Annotated in this window: 1 rRNA gene; it reads left to right on the forward strand. The window is 47.6% G+C overall.

Annotation, left to right across the window (positions count from 1 at the left end):
* Positions 1–127: 127 nt before the first annotated feature.
* Positions 128–349: ribosomal RNA gene (locus tag AC0V2Y_RS28950) — 16S ribosomal RNA — on the forward strand; the annotation flags it as partial.

Consider the following 349-nt stretch of genomic DNA (forward strand, 5'->3'; position numbering starts at 1 on the left):
ACTTAAAATATCAAATGTTCACAAGAAATAATGAAATAGGATACTTCTTCGGAAGTAGCCTGTCAGTTTTTTGAGTGAGCGACCCGTCGCAAGACGGTGCCAATAAAATGGCAAAGTAACAGAGATTAAACTGAAGAGTTTGATCCTGGCTCAGATTGAACGCTGGCGGCATGCCTTACACATGCAAGTCGAACGGCAGCACGGAGCTTGCTCTGGTGGCGAGTGGCGAACGGGTGAGTAATATATCGGAACGTACCCTGGAGTGGGGGATAACGTAGCGAAAGTTACGCTAATACCGCATACGATCTACGGATGAAAGTGGGGGATCGCAAGACCTCATGCTCGTGGA

This window comes from Janthinobacterium sp. BHSEK, from assembly GCF_056174685.1.